The organism is Shimia sediminis (genome assembly GCF_003990645.1).
Lineage (GTDB): Bacteria > Pseudomonadota > Alphaproteobacteria > Rhodobacterales > Rhodobacteraceae > Shimia > Shimia sediminis.
Window position 1 is genome coordinate 328,504 of sequence record NZ_RYZK01000004.1, and the last position, 17,878, is coordinate 346,381.

The 17,878-nt window shown below is 61.3% G+C and carries 17 protein-coding genes; 10 read left to right on the top strand and 7 right to left on the bottom strand.

Annotated features, from left to right (window positions below; all coding sequences use genetic code 11):
* Nucleotides 1–7: 7 nt before the first annotated feature.
* The 6 genes from EK369_RS11635 (at nt 8) to dmdD (ending at nt 5,674) form a co-directional block, all read left to right on the top strand.
* Nucleotides 8–1,228 (top strand): LysR family transcriptional regulator, encoded by a 1,221-nt coding sequence (locus EK369_RS11635; RefSeq protein ID WP_127114405.1) that lies wholly within the window; start codon nt 8–10, stop codon nt 1,226–1,228.
* A 154-nt stretch (nt 1,229–1,382) separates the two neighbouring features.
* Complete coding sequence (gene ligA, locus EK369_RS11640; RefSeq protein ID WP_127114406.1) at nt 1,383–1,775, top strand: protocatechuate 4,5-dioxygenase subunit alpha; 393 nt, start codon at nt 1,383–1,385, stop codon at nt 1,773–1,775.
* Complete coding sequence (locus EK369_RS11645; protein WP_127114407.1) at nt 1,775–2,626, top strand: class III extradiol dioxygenase subunit beta; 852 nt, start codon at nt 1,775–1,777, stop codon at nt 2,624–2,626. Before ligA ends, EK369_RS11645 begins: the two co-directional genes overlap by 1 nt.
* 11 nt (nt 2,627–2,637) lie before the next feature.
* Nucleotides 2,638–3,585 carry a Gfo/Idh/MocA family oxidoreductase gene (locus EK369_RS11650; protein WP_127114408.1) on the top strand — a complete coding sequence of 316 codons (948 nt, stop codon included), beginning with the start codon at nt 2,638–2,640 and terminating at the stop codon, nt 3,583–3,585.
* 159 nt (nt 3,586–3,744) lie between these two features.
* Nucleotides 3,745–4,563, top strand: a complete 819-nt coding sequence (locus EK369_RS11655; RefSeq protein ID WP_127114409.1) for a universal stress protein — start codon at nt 3,745–3,747, stop codon at nt 4,561–4,563.
* 304 nt (nt 4,564–4,867) lie between these two features.
* Nucleotides 4,868–5,674 (top strand): methylthioacryloyl-CoA hydratase, encoded by an 807-nt coding sequence (gene dmdD, locus EK369_RS11660; RefSeq protein ID WP_127114410.1) that lies wholly within the window; start codon nt 4,868–4,870, stop codon nt 5,672–5,674.
* Between the two features lie 113 nt (nt 5,675–5,787).
* Here dmdD and EK369_RS11665 read toward each other — a convergent pair whose 3' ends face one another.
* From EK369_RS11665 to EK369_RS11685, 5 genes are all read right to left on the bottom strand, one after another.
* Complete coding sequence (locus EK369_RS11665) at nt 5,788–6,588, bottom strand: ABC transporter substrate-binding protein (protein WP_127114411.1); 801 nt, start codon at nt 6,586–6,588, stop codon at nt 5,788–5,790.
* The gene (locus EK369_RS11670; RefSeq protein WP_127114503.1) at nt 6,585–7,289 is read right to left on the bottom strand and encodes an ATP-binding cassette domain-containing protein; all 705 of its coding nucleotides are present in this window, start codon (nt 7,287–7,289) and stop codon (nt 6,585–6,587) included. Before EK369_RS11670 ends, EK369_RS11665 begins: the two co-directional genes overlap by 4 nt.
* A 5-nt stretch (nt 7,290–7,294) precedes the next feature.
* The gene (locus tag EK369_RS11675) at nt 7,295–7,999 is read right to left on the bottom strand and encodes an ABC transporter permease (protein WP_127114412.1); all 705 of its coding nucleotides are present in this window, start codon (nt 7,997–7,999) and stop codon (nt 7,295–7,297) included.
* Between the two features lie 199 nt (nt 8,000–8,198).
* Complete coding sequence (locus EK369_RS11680) at nt 8,199–9,128, bottom strand: CobW family GTP-binding protein (RefSeq protein ID WP_127114413.1); 930 nt, start codon at nt 9,126–9,128, stop codon at nt 8,199–8,201.
* Entirely contained in the window at nt 9,128–10,867 is a 1,740-nt protein-coding gene (locus EK369_RS11685) for an amidohydrolase (RefSeq protein ID WP_127114414.1), read from the bottom strand. Before EK369_RS11685 ends, EK369_RS11680 begins: the two co-directional genes overlap by 1 nt.
* Before the next feature lie 122 nt (nt 10,868–10,989).
* On the opposite strand from EK369_RS11685, the gene EK369_RS11690 reads away from it, so the two are divergent.
* Nucleotides 10,990–11,892 (top strand): LysR substrate-binding domain-containing protein, encoded by a 903-nt coding sequence (locus tag EK369_RS11690; RefSeq protein ID WP_127114415.1) that lies wholly within the window; start codon nt 10,990–10,992, stop codon nt 11,890–11,892.
* On the opposite strand, the gene EK369_RS11695 is transcribed toward EK369_RS11690, so the two are convergent.
* A complete protein-coding gene (locus tag EK369_RS11695; protein ID WP_127114416.1) occupies nt 11,889–12,764 on the bottom strand; it encodes a LysR family transcriptional regulator in 876 nt (291 codons plus the stop codon). The two genes, EK369_RS11690 and EK369_RS11695, sit on opposite strands and share 4 nt — an antisense overlap.
* Nucleotides 12,765–12,891: 127 nt before the next feature.
* On the opposite strand from EK369_RS11695, the gene EK369_RS11700 reads away from it, so the two are divergent.
* Nucleotides 12,892–13,854: an NAD(P)-dependent oxidoreductase gene (locus tag EK369_RS11700; RefSeq protein WP_127114417.1), complete on the top strand. Its 963-nt coding sequence runs from the start codon at nt 12,892–12,894 to the stop codon at nt 13,852–13,854.
* A gap of 379 nt (nt 13,855–14,233) precedes the next feature.
* Entirely contained in the window at nt 14,234–15,754 is a 1,521-nt protein-coding gene (gene betC / locus EK369_RS11705; RefSeq protein ID WP_127114418.1) for a choline-sulfatase, read from the top strand.
* Nucleotides 15,755–15,792: 38 nt separating this feature from the next.
* On the opposite strand, the gene EK369_RS11710 is transcribed toward betC, so the two are convergent.
* A complete protein-coding gene (locus EK369_RS11710; RefSeq protein ID WP_127114419.1) occupies nt 15,793–16,227 on the bottom strand; it encodes an Lrp/AsnC family transcriptional regulator in 435 nt (144 codons plus the stop codon).
* Nucleotides 16,228–16,340: 113 nt separating this feature from the next.
* On the opposite strand from EK369_RS11710, the gene amaB reads away from it, so the two are divergent.
* A complete protein-coding gene (amaB, locus tag EK369_RS11715) occupies nt 16,341–17,873 on the top strand; it encodes an L-piperidine-6-carboxylate dehydrogenase (RefSeq protein ID WP_438672163.1) in 1,533 nt (510 codons plus the stop codon).
* The last annotated feature ends 5 nt before the right edge of the window (nt 17,874–17,878 follow it).

The following is a 17,878-nucleotide window of genomic DNA, read 5'->3' on the forward strand; positions in this document are numbered from 1 at the left end:
TACTGAAATGACAGTGGATTTTCCCAATTTACGTCACCTGAGGGCATTCAGGGAGGTTGCCGAACGCCAAAGCGTCAGCGCCGCCGCAGCCGAGGTACACCTGAGCCAGCCGGCCGTGACCCAAGCCATCAGCGGCCTTGAACGCAAACTGGACCTCGCGCTGTTTGACCGCCGCCCCGAAGGCATGTTCGTCACCTCTGCGGGTCAGGCTTTCCTGACCCGCGTCCGCCGCATGTTCGACCATCTCGACGCCGGGGCGAAACTGGCGTCCAGCAGCAGCGGGCGCAAGTCCCGCGCCCAAGGGGCGGGCCTTGTGCACAGGGTATCCGCCAGCCAGCTCCGCGCCCTGATCGCGGTCTGGGAAACCGGCAGCTTCAGCCTCGCCGCCCGCAGCGTCGGCATTTCACAACCCTCCGTACACCGGGCCGCCCGCGATCTGGAAAAGCTCGCCGGGGTGGCGTTCTTTTCCAACTCCAGCCGTGGCATTGAACTGACCCAGGCCGCCGAGACCTTTGCCCGCGGCATCAAGCTCGCTGCCGCCGAACTGCAACAGGGCTATGACGAGATCACCCTGTCGCGCGGGCAGGACAGCACCCGCATCTCGGTCGGCTCCATGCCGCTCTCTCGCACCTCTCTCCTGCCCCACGCGATCCACCGACTCATGCAGGACAACAGCGGCGTTCAGGTGCACACCGTCGAAGGCCCCTACCTCGAACTCCTGAAAAGCCTGCGCTATGGCGAACTGGATTTTCTCATCGGCGCCCTGCGCGACCCCGCCCCGACCGAAGATGTCGTCCAAGAGGTGCTGTTTGACGACCCGCTCGCCATCGTCGTCGGTCCGGGTCACCCGCTGCTTGGCCAGCCCAACCCAACCCTTGACGACGCCTTGCAATACCCCTGGATCGCCCCGCCCAAGACCACGCCATCTGGCTCTTACCTCTATCGAACCGTCCGCATAGGCGAGCGTGACAGCACCCCGGTGCGGGTAGTGTCCTCGTCGCTGGTGTTGATCCGGGGCCTGATGGCGCGCGGGGAATATGTGACCATCATGTCGCGCCACCAGATGGCCGTCGAGCGGGAACAGGGGCTGATGGTACCGCTGAACATCGACCTCCCGGACAGTGCGCGCAGCATTGGCATCACCACGCGTCTGGGATGGATACCCACCCCCACACAGGCCCGCTTCCTGGACCTTGTCCGCACATCAGGCACCACCCCCTATACGTAAAACTTATACGCACCCCCTGCATTCAATTTCCTTTCGCCGCGCAGGCGCGATAGCCTTGCACCAGAGTTAGCGAACTGGACCGGCATCAAATGATGCGACCTCAAAGACAGCGGCCCGCAGGGCGGCGCGTCCTTGGGTCCCCGGAGAGAGAGACATGACTGACAAAGACTATGAAGACATTCCCGGCACCTTCGTCTTCGACGCGGACCGGTCGCGACAGGGATACTGGCTGAACCAGTTCTGCATTTCGCTGCGCTCGGCCGAGTCCCGTCAGGCGATGAAGGACGACCCCGAGGCCCACATGGCCAAGTTCGCCATGACCGAAGACCAGAAACAGGCGGTGCGCGACCGCGCCTGGAACCGCCTGCTCGAGCTGGGTGGGAACATCTACTACACGTCAAAGCTGGCCGCTTTTGATGGGATCAACTTTCAGAACCTCGCGGCAATGATGACCGGCGTCAGCCGCGAAGAATACCGCGATATGATGCTGCACGGCGGACGCTCGATCGAGGGCAACCGATCCAAATCCGAATGGGAGGACAAGTGATGGCCAAGGTAACCGCAGGCGTCGCCGTCTCTCACGTGCCCGCCATTGGCGTGGCGATGGACACCGGGATCACCGATCAGCCCTATTGGCAGCCCGTGTTCAAGGGTTTTGAGTTCAGCCGCCAATGGATGAAAGACAACAAACCCGACGTGATCTTTCTCGTCTACAACGACCACTGCACGGCGTTCGATGCCTCTTGCATTCCGACTTTTGCACTCGGCTGTGCTGCCGAGTTCACCCCTGCTGACGAAGGCTGGGGCCCACGCCCCGTGCCCGTGGTCAAAGGTCACCAGAAGCTTGCCAGCCACATCGCGCAATCGGTCATTCTGGACGAATTCGACCTCACCATCATGAACCAGATGGATGTGGACCACGGGCTGACAGTGCCGCTTTCGGTGATGTTCGGCGAGGTTGACAAGGACGACGAATGGCCCTGTCTGGTGATCCCGCTGGCCGTGAACGTGGTGCAATACCCCGCGCCCACTGGCAATCGCTGCTATCAGCTGGGCAAAGCCATCCGCCGCGCCATCGACAGCTATCCCGAAGACCTTAACGTTATGGTGTTCGGCACCGGCGGCATGAGCCACCAGCTCCAGGCTGAACGCGCCGGTCTGATCAATGCCGAATGGGACAAACAATTCCTTGACGACGTCTCGCAAAACCCCGTTGCCGCCAGCCAGATCACGCATCTTGAATACCTGCGCGAAACCGGTTCGGAAGGCATCGAAATGGTCATGTGGCTGGTGATGCGCGGCGCGCTTGATGAAAAGGTGACCGAAGTTCACCGCCACTATCACGTCCCGGCCTCCAACACGGCTGTGGGACATCTCATTTTGGAAAATCACGAGTAAGAGGACAGATCATGCGGATTTGCGTAGCGGGTGCTTATGGCGCCTTTGGCATGAAACACATGGACGCGCTCGCCCAGATCGAAGGCGTCACCGTCACCTCGGTCATGGGCCCCACCAAGGCCAAGATCGAAGCTTTCGCCGCCGAGCGTGGCGTGGGTCATGCGGGCACAACGCTGGACGAGTGTATTGCCCGCGACGATGTCGACGCGGTGATCCTGTCGACCCCCACCCAATTGCACGCCGAACAGGCCATTGCCTGCATGAAGGCGGGCAAACACGTGCTGGTCGAAATTCCCATGGCCGACACGCTGGCCGACAGCCAGGAAATCGTCCGCGTTCAGCAGGAAACCGGTCTGGTCGCCATGGCCGGTCAGGTCCGCCGCTTTAACCCCAGCCACCAGTGGATCCACAACAAGATCGCCGCCGGTGAGCTGAAGGTCCAGCAAATGGATGTGCAGACCTACTTCTTCCGCCGCTCCAACATGAACGCCAAAGGCGAGCCGCGCTCGTGGACGGATCACCTGTTGTGGCACCACGCCTGCCACACCGTGGACCTGTTCCAGTACCAGACCGGCGAAACCTGTTCCGAAGCCTTTGGCCTGCAAGGGCCGCATCACCCGGACCTCGGCATCGCCATGGACATGTCCATCGGCATGAAGGTCCCTTCGGGCGCGATCTGCACCCTGTCGCTCAGCTTTAACAACGACGGTCCCTTGGGCACCTTCTTCCGCTACATCTGCGACAATGGCACCTACATCGCCCGCTACGATGACCTCTACGACGGCAATGAGAACCAGATCGACCTCTCGGATGTCGCCGTCTCGAACAACGGCATCGAACTGATCGACCGCGAGTTCATCTCGGCCATTCAGGAGGGTCGCCAGCCCAATGGCGCCGTGGCGGACGTGCTGGGCGCGATGGAGACACTGGACAAGATCGAGCGCTCTTTCCGCAGCTGATCACCGCAATGCGCCCCGGGGCTGATCCGGGGCGCATTGCCCTTCATATGCGGACAGGGCGGCCCCTCATGTTACAAAACTTGTCCAAGATCAATTTACTCTGTAACACAATCCGGTAGATAGGAAACAAATTAACCATTCGACTCATCGGAGACGCCCATGACCACCCGCAACATCCTCTGCGCTTACAGTGGTGAAGAGGCCCGCCTCAGCGGCCTGCGCTACGCCATCAAGATCGCCAAGTATCATGACGGATTTCTCACCGGAGTGATCCCCCACGCCGCGCCAACCCTGCAAACCCGATTTGGCGGCCAACTCCCCTATGACGTGCTTGACCAGATCAGAAAGGCTGACGCCGAACGGGTCAAAAAGATGGAAGAACGCTTCTATCTCGAGGTCGAGCGCGAAGGCTTCCGCGACCGGTCGGATTTTGTCGAACTGGAAGATGAAAACCACCTCGTGCTCAGCGAATTCGCGCGCGCCTATGACCTGATCGTGACCGGGGTGCAAACCTCGGATGCAGGCGACATCCACCTCGCCGCCAACCCTGACACACTGGCCCTGCGCAGCGGGCGTCCGGTTCTGATCGTGCCCAACGCCTACAAGACCGAAGGCCTCGCCAAACACGCGGTTGTGGCCTGGGACGGCAAACGCTCGGCCGCGCGCGCCCTGGGCGACGCCATGTCGATCCTTGAAAACAAGGCCAAGGTCACGATCCTGTCGATTGGCTCCAGAGCCCCGGAAGGAATTGACCGGCTGTTGGTGAACCTCGAACGGCACGGCATCACAGCCGAGCTTGCCGTGCGCCCACGCAAGAAATCCGTGGGACACACGGTTCTGGAAACCGTGAAAGAGCTGAATGGCGAGCTGATCGTGATGGGGGCATACGAACATAGCAAGTTCAGCCATGACCTGTTCGGCGGCGTCACCACCGACGTGATGAAGGACTCGCCCGTTCCCGTGTTCATGTCGCACTGACAGGCAAACCAACAAACACACGACCGGCTTTCGCCTCACCCGGCAAAGGCCGGTCGCCTGGGCCCGCGTCGCGGCCAGTCGCTGGAAATTCAGGCAATGGTTGCCCCGCACCACCCTGAAGGACACCTCATTTCGGCTGGTTGTCCCGATCCTGCGCCGCGATGGCCCAAAACGACGCCCCGTCGTGCTTTTCTTTGCCCCGGCATCCTGCCAGTGTGCCCGCGAACAAAAGACGCCTCTGCCCGGTGAAAACACCCGGCCCCCCCGAAACGCCCCAAAAGTTGACAGCCCAAAGGATCCGGCCATGAACGACGTTGTGAACCCTGACACCTATGACCGCCTCGCGCTGACGGCGCATGACAACGGCCTCTATGTCGTGACCCTGAACCGTCCGGAAAAGCGTAACGCGCTGGACGTCGTCACCATCGAAGAGCTGATCCGCTTTTTCAGCGGCGCGCGTCTGGCCGGGGTCAAGGCCGTGGTGCTGGCTGGAGAAGGCGACCACTTCTGCGCCGGCCTCGATCTGGTCGAGCACTGGAAAGCCGACCGCAGCGCGGATGACTTCATGCATGTCTGCCTGCGCTGGCACGAAGCGTTCAACAAGATGGAATATGGCGGGGTGCCGATCATCGCAGCCCTCAAGGGTGCCGTGGTGGGCGGTGGTCTGGAACTCGCCAGCGCGGCCCATGTCCGGGTGATGGACGACACCACCTATTTCGCCCTGCCCGAAGGCCAGCGTGGCATCTTCACCGGCGGCGGCGCCACCATTCGGGTCTCTGACATGATCGGCAAGTACCGCATGATCGACATGGTGCTCACGGGCCGTGTCTATCAGGGGCAAGAGGCGGTTGATCTCGGCCTCGCACAATACCGGGTCGAAGGCTCCAGCATGGACAAGGCGATGGAACTGGCCGCCAAGGTGGCGCAGAACCTGCCGCTGACCAACTTTGCCATCTGCTCCGCCGTCAGCCACATGAACAACATGTCCGGCATGGACGCGGCCTATGCCGAGGCCTTTGTCGGCGGCATCGTCAACACCCAACCCGAGGCCCGCGCGCGACTGGAAGCCTTTGCCAACAAGACCGCCGCCCGCGTGCGCCCGAACGAGTAAGGCTCAGAGCGATCAAAGGGTTTCGAAACCCTTTGAAACAAGCAAATTCGAATTTGCTTGGACCAAGCGCCTTCGAAGGCGCTTAAGTAAGCCGCTTCAAAGCGGCTTACCCCTCACTGCACCGCGTTGAACACAAACAGCGTCTCGCCGTTGATCTGATAGCCGTCAATCAACTCTTTCGCCCGGTCAGACACCAGCCAGCCTTCCAGCTGCATCGCCAGATCGTGCTGTACATGCCCGTGTTTCTCGGGGTTCACCGGGATATAGGCATATTGATTGAACAGCACCGGATCGCCCGCATAAAGCAGCGCCAGATCGCCTTTGTTGCCAAAGTTCAGCCAGCTTGCGCGGTCGGACATTACATAGGCATTCATCCCCGCCGCCGTGTTCAGCGCCGCACCCATGCCAGCGCCCACCGCCCGGTACCAATCACCAAACGTCTCGGCGTTCAGCCCGGCACCCCGCCACAGGCTCAGCTCTTTCTTGTGTGTGCCACTGTCATCCCCGCGGCTGACAAAGGTCTGCTCGCTGGCCGCAATCTTTTGCAAGGCATCGCTGGCACTTGTGGCAATGCCCACGGCCGCGATGTCAGACTTTGGCCCGATAAAGACAAAGTCGTTGTACATGATCTCGCGCCGATGGGTGCCGTTGCCCTCGGCCAGGAATTTTTCCTCGGCGGTCTTCGAATGCACCAGAATGGCGTCCACATCACCCGCCGCGCCCAGCCGCAGCGCCTGACCCGTGCCGACCACCAACAGCTGCACCTCCAGCCCCAGATCGTCCCTGATCGCGGGCAACAGGACATCCGACAGCCCCGAGTTGTGAAACGACGTCGTCACCGCCATCTTCATCTCTTCGGCCTGAACCTGAACGGTCCACATCACCGCGGCAAACGCCACCCACAGGGTTTTCATTCCACTATATCTCCTCGAAGAAACGCACGCGCCTGCGGGGTTTCAGGGTTGTCAAAAAACGTCTCGGCGGCCCCGCGCTCGTGAATACGACCACCCAGCAGGAACACCACCTCGCTGGCCAATCGCCGCGCCTGTCCCATGTTGTGCGTCGACATGATCAGCCGCGTGCCGCCCTCGGCGGCGGCCAGCAAAATGGCCTCGACCTCGCGCATCGCCCGCCCGTCCAGCGCCGCACAGGGCTCATCCAGGAACAACACCTCCGGCTCGCGGATCAGCGCTCGCCCCAACGCCAGTTTCTGCCGCTCGCCCCCCGACAGCGCCAGCGCCGAGCGGCCCAAAGCCCCGCTCAGACCGATCTTGTCGGCCATGCCCTCGGCCGCAACCTCTGCCGCCTTGCGCCCGACACCGCTGATCCGCAACGGATAGGTCAGATTTTCGCGCACCGACCGGCGCAGCATCACCGGCGTCTGGAACACAAACGCCTGCCGCTCGCGCGCCTCGGCCTCGTCACAGGCCCATTGCACCCTGCCCTCGTTCAGCCGCGCAATCCCGTGCAGCATCCGCAAGAGCGAGGTCTTGCCCGCCCCGTTTGGCCCGATCACCACCGTAACGCCGCGCGCTTCCAGCCGCAGATCCACCGGCCCCACCAGCACCTTGCCACGCCGCCGCGTCACGGCACCTTCGACGATCAGGGGAAACATCCTGCTCACCAGCGCCCCTCCCGTTCTGTCTGGGTCAGCCAGTGGATGGCAAAGTTCACCGCAATCGCCAGCCCGATCAGGATGAACCCCAGCGCCAAAGCCAATGCAAAATCACCCTTCGAGGTCTCCAGCGCAATCGCCGTGGTCAGCACCCGCGTCGCATGGTCGATATTGCCGCCCACGATCATGATCGCGCCAACCTCGCCAATCGCCCGCCCAAACCCGGCCAATGACGCCGTCAAAAGCGCCCGCCGCCCATCCCACAGCAGTGCCTTCATGCGCTGCACATGGGTGGTGTTCATCGAGATCAGCAGGTCATGATACTCCGTCCACAACTCGCGCAACGCCTGATGCGCGATTGACGCGATCAGCGGCACGATGATGATCACCTGCGCGATGATCATGGCGGTGGGCGTGAACAGCAATCCCATCACCCCGAACGGCCCCGAGCGGCTGAGCAGGATGTAAACGATCAACCCCACAACCACCGGCGGCAACCCCATCAGCGCGTTCAGCACCGCGATGGTCACCCGCCGCAGCCGGAACCGCCGCACCGCCAGAAGCGCGCCCAGAGGCAGCGCAATCACCGAGGCGATCACCAACGCCGACAGCGTCACCTGCAGCGACCGCAGCGTGATCTCCACCAGATCGCCGTCCAGCGTCACAAGCAGGAAAAAAGCCTGGGACAACCCGTCCCACAAATCTCCCATCCGGCCGCGTCCTTCTTGGTTGTTCGAAGGCGCAGACTACACGGCATACCACGCCATACCGTTAGAAAAACGACATTCGCCGGGACGATTGCGGGGATTTGCGGCAAAGACAGCCGTTTTCAGACGCACCCGCCCCTCGCCACAGGGGGCCAAGCGATTTCGAAATCGCTTGCAAGCCGCTTACAAGCGGCTTCCCCCGTCAAGCCTCGACACCCATCTGCGAGGCATCCTCCAGCAGGGCACAAAACCCCGCCGCATCAAACCCCGCGTCCTCGCCAATCCCGACAATCTGCGTGCGCTGCGGGCCGGGCCACGGCCCCAGCTTTTCAAAGGCAATGCGCGCACCAACCTTTTGAAAGCCGATACGCTCGTCCGGGTAATCGCTGCAAAACAACACGCCCTTGGCCCGGTAAACCGAGGTGGGCAAGGACTTGAGCAACGCCTTGTATTGGGCATAGGGCCGCGCCGTGTCCGAGGACCAGTTTGTACTGGTAAACCTCAGGCCGGGATTGCGCGCGGGCATCACGGCGCGCGCCTCGTTTGCGCGGTTCACATCCAGCAATATCTCTGCCGGCACCTTGCCGTCGATGGCCTCGAACACCGGCTGATCCGGCAAAAGCCACTCGCGGCGCACCTTGGCAACCTCTGCCGCATCCGCCAGATCGGTCTTGGTCAACACGATAAGGTCCGCGGCCTCGATCTGGCTCTGCACCAGATCCGCACTGTTTTCAGCCAGCGCGCCGGTGTTCGCCGCATCCACCAGCGTCACCACCGCGTCCAATCGCGCATGGGTGCGCAGCTGCGGATAGCCAAAGACCGCCGCAATCCGCCCCGGCTGTGATACACCGCTGGCTTCGATCAACAGGTACTCGGGCGGCTTGTCCGAGTGAAACAACTCTTGCAGCTGCACCACCAGATCACCCTGGATCGAGCAACACACACAGCCGTTGGACAGCTCCATCACCTCACGCTGGCGTTTGGCAATCAATTCGGCGTCGATGTTCACCGCGCCGAAATCATTCACCAGAACGGTGATATTCAACCCATGATCGCCCTGTAAAATCTGGTTGATCAGCGTGGTTTTCCCCGCCCCGAGAAACCCGGCGACAATCGTGACCGGCGTGCGCATCACAGCTCCACCGGCCGGAAATTCGGTGCCTCTGCGGTGAAACGCGTCTCAAACGCGCTGCCGCTCATCCAGCCATTGGGGTCATGCACCACCTCACCGTCGATCATGGTCAGGCTGACCTCGGTCTTGTGCAATCGGCCCTTGGTATCGCCGTCAAAGGGATCCTGATCCAGCACGATCATATCAGCTGTCTTGCCCATTTCGATCGAGCCTGACTGGTCTTCGATGCCCATCGACCACGCGCCGTTGATGGTCATCATTTGGATCGCCTCTTCCAGCGTGATCGGATGGCCCAGATTGCCTTCCATCTCGCCCCATGGGTTCTGACGCGTGGTCAGTGTTTCAAAGCCGATCCAGGGGTCAATGCTGCTCACGGGCCAGTCGGTGCCCATGACCGTCACCCCGCCTGCATCAATCACACCGCGCACATTGTAGGCCTCGGCCAGCCGTTCCCCGAACGAGCCCCGCGCGTTCAGGGTGAAGTTCGACGGGTACCAGCCCACCGGCGAGAATTCGGCAATCACGTCCAATTCGGCAAACCGCGCGAGGTTGGCCTCGTCCAACAGCGTCGAATGCGCGCATTGGTGGCGCATGCCCGGACCATTGCGACGGCGACACTCGGCCACCGCATCCAGGAAAATATCGGACGCGCCATCCCCGGTGCAATGCGCAATCACCCGGATACGCTTGCGGTCCATATCCGCCACCATATCGGCAATATGCTCGGGCGTGAGGTTCAGCGCCCCGCGCCAGTCTTTCTCATTCGGCCAGGGCGAAAGCAGGTATGAGGTGCGCGGCTCGGAGGTGCCGTCAAAATGGAACTTCACCGCATTGGCGTTGATCCGCGCCGAGCGATAGTAATGGCGCTCGCCCGCCAAGAGCTCCCAGCGACGCCGCACCGGGAAAATGTCATCCTGCCAGCTGATCGCCGCCTCGACCCGCACCGGCAGATTGCCTGCCAGATCGGCAATCCGCAGCGCCTCAAGCCGTTGCTCGCAGACGTGCACGTATTTTGTCGCGACAACACCGCGCGATGACTGGAACCGCGCGCCCTCTTCATAGGCCCGCACCAGCGCCTTGGTCGGCGGTGGCGGCATCGCGGCCATGATCAGCGCATAGGCCCCATCGACCAGAATGCCGTTCGGCTCGCCCGTGATGGTGTCGCGCACGATATAGCCGTTGTTGGGGTCCTGCGACTCGGCGCTGACGCCCGCCAGCTCCAGCGCCTTCGAGTTCGCCATACAGCTGCCCCACATGCGATCCATGATCGCCACGGGACGGTCCGGGATAAAGCTGTCCAGCCATTCGCGCCCCGGCTCGATGCCTTCCTTGCGCAGGTTGTAATGCACGAAATGCTTGCCAAAGATCCACCCGTCACCGGGATTCCGCTCGGCATAATCCAGGATAGCTGCCTTGACCTCGCTCGCCGAAGGCGTCTCCAGCCCCACATCCAGGTAATCCGAATACTTCGGCCCCAACGCCAGATCAGGGTGGGTGTGCATGTCATAAAGCCCCGGCATCGCAAAGGCGCCCTGCAAATCATGCACCTTGGTGTAGCTCTGGATCAGCGGCGCGATCTCTGCGTGGCTGCCCACGGCCATGAACCGCCCCCTCCGAATGGCCACGGCCTCGACCCAGGGGCGCTCCGGGTCCACGGTGTAAATCCGGCCATTGGTCAAAACCAACTCGGCCCCGGCCAATCCTTCCGGCGCGTTGGTTGAGTAATGCGTGCGTGTCATGTCAGCAGGTCCTGATTGGGGGGAGTCTTGGGGTCCACCCAGCTTAGCGCATATTTTTTCGTTGAAAATGGCGAATATTTCGCGCATTTGGTGAATTAATCTCAACCAACCCGCAGGTCATCATGCGCGTTAACAATCGCTGGGTATCCCTCAAGGCGCTCGAAACCTTCGAAGTCGCGGCCCGCCACCAGAACCTCTCTGCCGCCGCGGATGAGCTTGGCGTCACCCGCAGCGCCATCAGCCACCAGATCCGCAACCTCGAAGACACGCTCGACACGCAGCTGTTTGACCGCACCGGGCGGCGCATCGCCGTCTCGCGCGAGGCCCATGCCCTGCTCGCCCCGCTGCAAGGCGCCCTGCGTGACATCTCTTCCGCCCTGCGCACCCTTGACGAGCAACAGACCGAAGGCACGCTCACCGTCGCCATGCCGTCGTCCTTTATCACCCTGTGGCTGGCGCAACGCCTGTCCAACTTTCTCAACCTCCACCCCACCCTGCAATTCCGCCGCGCCCTCTGGCTGCCCGGCGCACAACCGCTCGATCCGCAAACCCACATGGCCATCGTTTTCGAGGAAACCCACTTTCCCGGCTACCAGGTCACGCCCCTCATCGAATGCCAGATGTTCCCGGTCTGCGCCCCCGGCTACGAGGGCCTGCGCCAGACCCACGACGTGCGCGACCTGCAAAACAGCACACTCATCCACGACGATCAGGGCGAGGCCTGGTCCAAATGGTTCATCGCCGCGGGTGTGCCGCAACTCGATGCCCGCCAGAACATCTATGCAGGCTCCAACCACGATGCCATCGCCATCGCCCGCTCGGGCCTCGGCTTTGCCATCTCCGACAACTACTACGCCCCCCAGACCTTTCTCAGCGGCGACCTGATCCAGCCTTTTTCCCGCAAACTCTCGGCCAAGGCCAATTACTACCTCGTCTCGCCCCCCCAAGAACGGCTAAGCGCCGCCGAGAAAGCGTTCCGGGATTGGCTGATGGAAGAGGTCGCGCTCTACGAACGGTTCGTCTAGTCGGTGAATATCCCCTCAAGCCAGGCCTCAAACAGCTGCTTGGCCGTGTCATTCACCTCTGGTGGTGACACCCCGACCAGATAGTGACTCTGCGCAATCGGCATCGGGTCTCCGACCTTGGCAATGGGCCGGCCTCGGGCGCGCGCATCATCTGCAAACCGCTCCAGCACCACGGCGCACCCCCCGCGGGCGGCGACAATGTCGATGGCGGCAATCGTTGTGTCGACCGAATAAGGAAACCGCTGTTGCGCCACCTCAAGATCACAGGCGCTCAGATAGGCCTGCGTCATGTCCTCATAGCCCAAAATCTGCACCAGCGGTCCCTCTTGCAGCATGGCGACCGGGTCCTGATGCGCATTGCTGTCATGGGTGATCGGCACGATCCGCTCAGTGGAAATCTTCTTGTAGGACATGCCGGTCCAGCCGCCGCGCCCCAGCCGGATCTCGACGTCCACGTCCTCCGGCCCGATCGACTCGGCCCAGATGTTCGACACGATCCGCACCGCGATCCCCGGATGCGCCGTCACGAACTCTGGCAACCGATGCGTCAGCCACAACGACGCCGTCGAAATCGGAGCGCGCACCGTCAACACCTGTGTGCCATCCGCGCCAAACAGGCTCGCCGTGCTCAGTGCTATATCCCCGAGCGACCGACGCAACGAAAACGCATAGGCCTGCCCCACTTCGGTCAACGCCAGCTTGCGCGCCTTGCGCGTGAACAGCTTGCACCCCAACGCGGCCTCTAACGAGCGCACATGCAGGCTCAGCGCCGTCTGGGTCAGCCCCAGTTCATCCGCGCTCTGCGTGAAACTCAGATGCCGCGCCGCGCATTCGAAACTCCGAAGCCATACGAGGTTGGGCAGTTTGCTCATGTATCACCAAAAATTTTTTGTGCTTTCCTGCCCTTTTACTCGTTTTACTTTCCACACGCCATGTCCCTATTCCTGTTCTTGAAACAACACTATCCGGCCAGATGTGGCCACGCTTGGGAGAATACATATGAAAGTTGGTTTCATCGGCCTCGGCAATGTCGGCCACAAACTGTCCGGATCGCTTTTGCGCAACGGCGTTGACCTCACCGTTCACGACCTGAACCCGGATCTGGTTGACGCCTTTGTCGCCAAGGGCGCAAAAAGGGCCGAAGGCCCCGCCCAGCTGATGCGCGACTGCGATGCCGTCATCACCTGCCTGCCCTCGCCCGCCGCCTCGGATGCGGTCATGCAGGAAATGCTGCCCGAGGTGACGACCGGCAAGATCTGGATGGAAATGTCGACCACGGACGAGGCCGAAGCCAAACGTCTGGGCGCCATGGTCATCGAACGCGGTGGTGCCGCTGTCGACTGCCCTGTCTCGGGCGGCTGTCACCGCGCCGACACCGGCAACATCTCGATCTTTGCGGGCTGTGACCGCGCCACGTTTGAACGTATCCTGCCCTTCCTCACCACCATGGGTCGGCGCATCCTGCACACCGGCGACCTGGGCTCGGCCTCGGTCCTGAAGGTGCTGACCAACTACCTCGCCACCGTGCACCTTGCCGCCAATGCCGAGGCACTGGTGACCGCCGCCGCCGCGGGCATGGATCTCAACACCACCTACGAGGCGATCAAGATCTCTTCGGGCAACTCGTTCAGCCATGTCACCGAAAGCCAGGTCATCCTGAACGGCTCGCGCGATATCTCATTCACCATGGACCTCGTGAAAAAGGACATTGGCCTGTTCCAGGAAATCGCAGACCGCAACAATGTGCCGCTGGAAATCAGCCCGCTGCTCATCGACATGTTCGATGACGGCATCAAGCGGTACGGCGACCGCGAGCTGTCGCCCAACATCATCAAGCGTCTGGAAGAGGCCACCGGGCTGGACATCCGCGCCCCCGGCTTCCCGCCGGAAATGACCGATGACGAACCGGAAGAACCCGGCTACGAAGTCATCCCCCAAGGCTCGGCCCGCGCTGCCGAATAAGACACTCTGGCGTCGGCGCGCAGGGCCGCGCGTCGACGCCAAAAATTAACCAAAAATTATGTACAACTTGGTTAAATCCCCGATTTTAGTTGGTACAAAATGGTCAAATGCCCCGGTAAATGTTGTACAACTTGGTTAAAACGGGTTTTCCGTCCCTCTTCGTTAAAATTGTACTAATGCCTGATCGGGGCGCGTCTGCACTCTGTTCTTGACGGATGGTCACAAGCGGGACAGAGTTTTCTCGCACGATCCGATGCGGATCAAAACTGGTTGTCAGGCTTTTTTGAAATGATGTGCACGCATCAGAAACCCATGCAATACCAGCCCCCTCCGGGAGGCTTCTGAGTCCATTTTTTCAATAAACTCAGGAGTCTATCCAATGACACAACCCAATATCGTCATCATCATGGCCGACCAGCTCGCGCCACAATTCACCGGCGCTTACGGCCATCCGGTTGTCCAGACCCCGCACATGTCTGCGCTGGCCCAGTCCGGCACCCGCTTTGATGCGGCTTATTGCAACTCCCCCCTCTGCGCCCCCTCCCGCTTTTCCTTCATGTCCGGTCAACAAGTCAGCCAAATCGCCGGCTACGACAACGGCGCCGAGTTCAAAGCGTCCATTCCAACCTTCGCGCACTACCTTCGCCAAATGGGCTATCGTACTTGTTTATCAGGGAAAATGCACTTTGTCGGCCCCGACCAGATGCACGGTTTCGAGGAACGACTGACCACCGACATCTACCCCTCCGACCACGCCTGGACCCCCGATTGGGAGCAACCCGACGAGCGTATCGACCACTGGTATCACAACATGGATGCGGTGCGTCAGGCGGGGCAAGCCATGACCACTTTCCAGTATGAATACGACGAAGAGGTCACCTTTCTCGCCCGACGCCGCATCTTTGAATACGCCATGCAAAAGACTGGCCCTTTCGCCATGCTGGTCAGTTTGATCCACCCGCACGACCCTTATGTGGCGCGACCGGAGTTCTGGAATCTCTATGATTCCAAGGACATAGACATGCCCGCCACCGGCCCCATGGATGACCCCCACACCCAGCGCCTGCGCGCCGGGATCGAGGCGGATCAGGCCGATCTCAGCGATGAGGACATCCGCAACGCGCGCCACGGCTACTATGCCAACACCAGCTACTTTGACAGCAACGTCGGCCGGATCGTCCAAACCCTGAAAGAGGCTGATCTATTTGATAACACAATCATAATTGTCACCGCAGACCATGGCGACATGCTGGGCGAACGCGGTCTTTGGTACAAGATGAACTTCTTCGAACATTCCGCGCGCGTTCCGCTGATCATCTCCGGCCCCGGTGTTCAGCAGGGCACGCAGGACGTGCCGGTCTCGCTGGTCGATCTCTTGCCGACCTTTGTCGACATTGCGTCGTCCGACGGCTCGCCTGCACCCGAGCTGGGCATGCCCATTGGCGGCGAAAGCCTCTGGCCGATGGCAACCGGCGCGGATGCGGGTGAACGTACTACTTACGGCGAATACTGCGCCGAGATGACGCCGCATCCCATGCTGATGATCCGGCGTGGCGCGTACAAATACATCCATTGTGACGGCGATCCGGCGCAGCTGTTCAATGTCATCGAGGACCCGATGGAACGCAGCAACCTCGCCGATGATCCGGCCCATGCCGAGATCGCGGCAAAGTTCGCCGCAGAAGCCGCCAACTACTGGGACGCTGACAAGGTTCGCGCGGATGTCATCGCCACCCAGAAGCAACGCCGCGCGGTGCATGCTGCAATGATTAAGGGACAGTTAACAAGCTGGGATTATTCCCCGCCCCGCGATGCGGCAAACGAGTTTGTTCGCAACCATGTGTCGTGGGACGACGTGCTGCACCGGATGCAATATCCGGCCCCCGACAGCGGCCACTAACCCTGTAAAACAAGGCCACTCCCACATTGGGGTTGGCCTCAGACCCGCCGTGGGTTACCGACAGACGACAACCGAATATGGCTCTGCGTCTCTGCCACATCCGGCAGGGCGCGTATCCGATCCAGCACCGCATCCAACCGCTTTAGCGACGAGGTGCGCAGGTCCACCACGATATCAAACGCCCCGCTCAGCGTGTGAACATCCACGATCTCTTCGATCCGCCGGAGCCCGGCAATCGTGACTTTGCCGTCATCCGCCTTTAATCGGATCAGGGTGAATGCACTGATCTGGTGATCCTCTTCGGACTCGCCCAGTTCGACGGTAAAGCGGCTGATCACCCGCGTATGCACCAGCTTGTCTATGCGGTTCTGCACCGTCCCGCGCGACACGTTCAACGCCGCGGCCAGATCAGTGGCCGAGGCCCGCGCGTCCTTGGTCAGCAACCTCAAAAGTCTGTTGTCCAGATCATCCATGGCGTCCTCCTGCGCCTGTCAAAATGACAAAATTTTCCCGTTTTGCAATGATTTTTCCCATTTTGCCTAACGCGCATCTGACAAACACTGTGTCAAACACCCAAGCGAACAGGATGGCGCAGATGACCGGCACAACCGCAAAACCCAAGTACAACACAATCCTCTCGAATTGCGGCCTGACGGATTTCGAAACCAAGGGCGGTACGCTTTCCGTGACCACCCCGGTCGATGGCAGCGAGATCGCGGCCTTGAAAATGCACACGGTTGCCGATGCCGAAGCCCAAATCGCACAAGCCAAATCGGCCTTTAAAACATGGCGCATGGTGCCTGCCCCGCGTCGTGGCGAGCTGGTGCGTCTTCTGGGGGAAGAACTGCGCAAGGAGAAGGAGAACCTTGGCCGCCTTGTGACGCTGGAATGCGGCAAGATTTATCAGGAGGGCCTGGGCGAAGTACAAGAGATGATCGACATCTGCGATTTTGCTGTGGGTCTCTCACGCCAGCTTTACGGCCTGACCATTGCCTCGGAACGCCCCGGCCACGCCATGCGTGAAACCTGGCATCCCATGGGCACCTGCGGCGTCATCACCGCCTTTAACTTCCCCGTCGCGCCGTGGTGCTGGAACGCGGCACTGGCGCTGGTCTGCGGCGACCCAGTGATCTGGAAACCATCCGAGAAAACCCCGCTGACCGCGCTCGCCGTGCAAAAAATCTGCGAGACCGTCATGGTCAAATTTGGCGATGAAGCCCCGGCGGGTCTGATCCAGACCCTGATCGGCGAACGTGATCTGGGCGAGACGCTCACGGCCTCCAAGGACGTCGCCATCATCTCGGCCACCGGTTCGGTACCGATGGGTCGCGCCGTGGCGGGTGACATGGCACAGCGTCTTGGTCGCACCATCCTTGAACTCGGCGGCAACAACGCCATGATCGTCGCGCCCTCGGCCGATCTCGAAATGGCCCTGCGCGCCATCGTTTTTTCGGCTGTCGGTACGGCAGGTCAGCGATGCACCACCCTGCGTCGCCTGATCGTGCACGAAGACATCTACGACGCCCTGATCCCCCGCCTTGTCAAAGCCTACGCAGGCCTGCCCATCGGCGACCCGCTGGCTGACGGCACCCTTGTCGGCCCGCTGATCGACACAGACGCCATGACCGCCATGGACCGCGCGTTGGAACAGGCCAAGACTGAGGGCGGCACTGTGCACGGCGGCGGCCAGGCCCTGACCGACACGCACGGTGACGCGGCCTATGTCCACCCGGCCATTGTCGAGATGCCGGCGCAATCGGCCATCATGCACCACGAGACCTTCGCCCCGATCCTGTATGTGGTGAAGTACCGCGATCTGGACGCGGCGATCGAGATGCAAAACGAAGTGCCCCAGGGGCTCAGTTCCTGCATTTTCTCGACGGACGTGCGCGAGACCGAATACTTCCTCTCGGCCGCCGGGTCCGACTGTGGCATCGCCAACGTCAACATTGGTCCATCGGGTGCCGAAATCGGCGGTGCCTTTGGCGGCGAAAAGGAAACCGGCGGTGGACGCGAGAGCGGCTCGGACGCGTGGAAAGGCTACATGCGCCGCCAGACCAACACCGTGAACTACTCGCGCGAGCTGCCGCTGGCGCAGGGTATCAAGTTCGACATTTAAAAAAG